Genomic DNA, 2,247 nt, shown 5'->3' with positions numbered 1-2,247 from the left:
GCCGCATAGCCCGCGATATCAATCCAGTTATCCGCATGCACCGGATTGCCCCATGCCCGCGCGGTTTTCAGGTCCACCAGCAAGATGCACACTTGGGCGGGCGTGATAGCGACACCAAGCCGCGCCGACCAAAGGGCCGCGATCTGGCCGAAGGTGTTTTCAACCGCCCCGTGGGTTGCAGCGCGGTCCACTGTCACCGCTTCCCGCGCACAATCCAGTATCGCCGCCCGATGAAATGGGTGATCAGTCACAAAAACCCCTCCCCCAATGCGTCCGCCTTCGACAGCATCAAGAACCGCGTATCCCCAAGGGCGGTCTTGCCGTCCCAGACAAACCACGCGTTGAGCATTGGCGGCGCGCCCCCGCCGGTGAAATCAATCCGCCAGCGCATGACATAAACCCGCGCCGGTGGATGCCGCGCCCATAACCCGGCCCGCGTCTCTGCCCCGATCCAGTTGAGCGGCAGCAGCAGCGCCATGTAGTCGATATGCAGCACGTCCAGCGCGTGGCGTATCCATGCGCCCGAATTGCACTCGGCAAACGGCGGGTTGGTCAGCATCGCCCAGGCAGGCGGTACGCGGAAATCATAAAACGAGCGGATTTCGGCGCCGCAGCCCCGGTCGATCAGATCCGAAGCCACCACGTTCAGCCCGGCCGCCTGCATTTCCCGCAGCATCGCACCATCGCCGCAGGCCGGTTCCCAGACCGCACCATAGCGCGCCAGCGCCGCCCTTTCCGCTTTCAGAATCGCGCGAGTCGGTTCCGGCGGTGTCGGGTAAAAATCATCTTTTTCCCGTGCAACCTCATCGGCATAGACGGCAACGCCGTCGGCCAAATCGGTCATCACCGGATTGGCGCGCTTGCCGGTTGCGCGAAACAAACCCCTTGCACTTGCGGTCATGAGGCGCACCCCGCTGCCTGTTCCTGCCGCAACCGCGCGTGAAAGCGGGACATCACCGACGAACCATCCAGCCCGGCCAACGCACAGACCTGGTGAAAATCGCGCGAACCGAACCAATCGCAGGCGTAATCGCGCGACCGCCTCCCGAAGGCACCGCCGCCACGCTTGGTCACGCGCGACTCCGGAAACGCATCCGACCATTGCACCAACAGAACCGAGGCCCAAAGCGCGCGGCAGGCGCGCGGGCTGATGTCCATCGGCATACGCTGAATGATGTTCCCGGCCATCAGGTCAACCCCGCCGCAGCAATCAACCGCTTGAGCCGAAGGTTCGGCACCGCCTGCAATGCTGCTACATCGGTGGACGTCAGCGGCAACACATCGAAAAACGCCCCCGGCGCATCGGCAAATGCCAAAATCTCGGCCCGAAGATCGGGCGCAAGGGTGTCGCCGCCGCGCACGAACACGTCATCCAGTTGCGCCACCAGCGCGCGCAGGCTGCGGGTGCTGCATCGCAATTCAAGCATCAGCTTTGCCACGCGCCGCCCCCACCTGTTGATCCCGCCGCGCGGCCAATTCCATCGCGGCCCGGATGATCCGGTGCATCCGCCCGCCACCCCGGCGCAGCGCCATCGACACCGAGCCATAGGGGAACCCCAAAGCCCGGTCCGCCGCCGCCATCGAGGTAAAGCGCAACGGGCCAAGCTGCACCGCTTTGGACATATTGGCCGGGCAATCGCGCGGCAGGCCGACACGATGTTCGGCCCCGCGCGCGATGGCCGCATGTATGGTGTTCGGGCGCAGCCCGAAATGTGCGGCCGCCGCTTTGGCATGGGGAAAATCACGGCCCCGGATGCGCACCGGCAACGGCTCTGGATGGCTTGCGCCGGTTCCAACCGCTGCCAAGCGCCCGGCGCGGATCGCTTTCATTACCGTCTGCGGCTGCACCCGAAGCGCGCGCGCGGCGGCGTTGACCGTGGGATAGACCGTGCCGCGAACCTCGATATCGCGATACTTCGGATGCGCCATTAGCCCGCCCCCCGATCCGTTGCGCCCGACCCGATGCGCCGGAAGAATTCTTCCGCCTTTTTTTTCAACCGTTCGGCGGCCTTGAACTGTGCCAGGCCGCGCGCCAGATCGTCGCAGCGCAGCGCGCGCAGTTCGCACCGTCGCGCCCGGATCAGCCAAAGCTGGCCCATCACCCACCAGAACCGCCGCCGGACAGTCTGCCGAACCTGTCCCGGCCCCGATCTGTAAACGCCCCCGCGCATCACGACCGCCCCTTTCCGGGCAGACCAAAGAAATCCGCCCCGACGATCCCGATCAGCACCAGAATATATTAGGCGG

6 protein-coding genes are annotated in these 2,247 nt (G+C 65.2%); all 6 read right to left on the bottom strand.

All coding sequences use genetic code 11. The annotated features are described in order from the left end of the window. Window positions 1–251, bottom strand: a 251-nt coding sequence (locus tag L0H65_RS18735; protein WP_301460713.1) for a DUF6378 domain-containing protein, incomplete at its 3' end; no start/stop codon positions are given. Then, window positions 248–901: a hypothetical protein gene (locus L0H65_RS18730; protein WP_301460712.1), complete on the bottom strand. Its 654-nt coding sequence runs from the start codon at window positions 899–901 to the stop codon at window positions 248–250. The genes L0H65_RS18730 and L0H65_RS18735, both read right to left, overlap by 4 nt. Next, window positions 898–1,188, bottom strand: coding sequence for a hypothetical protein (locus L0H65_RS18725; protein ID WP_301460711.1), 291 nt, complete (start codon window positions 1,186–1,188; stop codon window positions 898–900). Before L0H65_RS18725 ends, L0H65_RS18730 begins: the two co-directional genes overlap by 4 nt. Beyond that, on the bottom strand, window positions 1,188–1,439 hold the full coding sequence (locus tag L0H65_RS18720; protein WP_301460710.1) for a hypothetical protein: 252 nt from the start codon (window positions 1,437–1,439) through the stop codon (window positions 1,188–1,190). Before L0H65_RS18720 ends, L0H65_RS18725 begins: the two co-directional genes overlap by 1 nt. Beyond that, complete coding sequence (locus tag L0H65_RS18715) at window positions 1,420–1,929, bottom strand: hypothetical protein (protein ID WP_301460709.1); 510 nt, start codon at window positions 1,927–1,929, stop codon at window positions 1,420–1,422. The genes L0H65_RS18720 and L0H65_RS18715 overlap by 20 nt, the downstream gene beginning before the upstream one ends. Next, window positions 1,929–2,171: a hypothetical protein gene (locus L0H65_RS18710; RefSeq protein ID WP_301460708.1), complete on the bottom strand. Its 243-nt coding sequence runs from the start codon at window positions 2,169–2,171 to the stop codon at window positions 1,929–1,931. Before L0H65_RS18710 ends, L0H65_RS18715 begins: the two co-directional genes overlap by 1 nt. Window positions 2,172–2,247 lie beyond the last annotated feature (76 nt).

It is taken from the genome of Pseudorhodobacter sp. (genome assembly GCF_030452865.1).
Classification (GTDB): domain Bacteria; phylum Pseudomonadota; class Alphaproteobacteria; order Rhodobacterales; family Rhodobacteraceae; genus Pseudorhodobacter.
This window is presented reverse-complemented; position numbering and strand designations above follow the sequence as displayed.

What these genes read in the sequence shown, in the direction of transcription:
- L0H65_RS18730 (WP_301460712.1), bottom strand. Translation starts at nt 901, where the DNA reads ATGACCGCAAGTGCAAGGGGTTTGTTTCGCGCAACCGGCAAGCGCGCC.
- L0H65_RS18715 (WP_301460709.1), bottom strand. Translation starts at nt 1,929, where the DNA reads ATGGCGCATCCGAAGTATCGCGATATCGAGGTTCGCGGCACGGTCTAT.
- L0H65_RS18725 (WP_301460711.1), bottom strand. Translation starts at nt 1,188, where the DNA reads ATGGCCGGGAACATCATTCAGCGTATGCCGATGGACATCAGCCCGCGC.
- L0H65_RS18710 (WP_301460708.1), bottom strand. Translation starts at nt 2,171, where the DNA reads ATGCGCGGGGGCGTTTACAGATCGGGGCCGGGACAGGTTCGGCAGACT.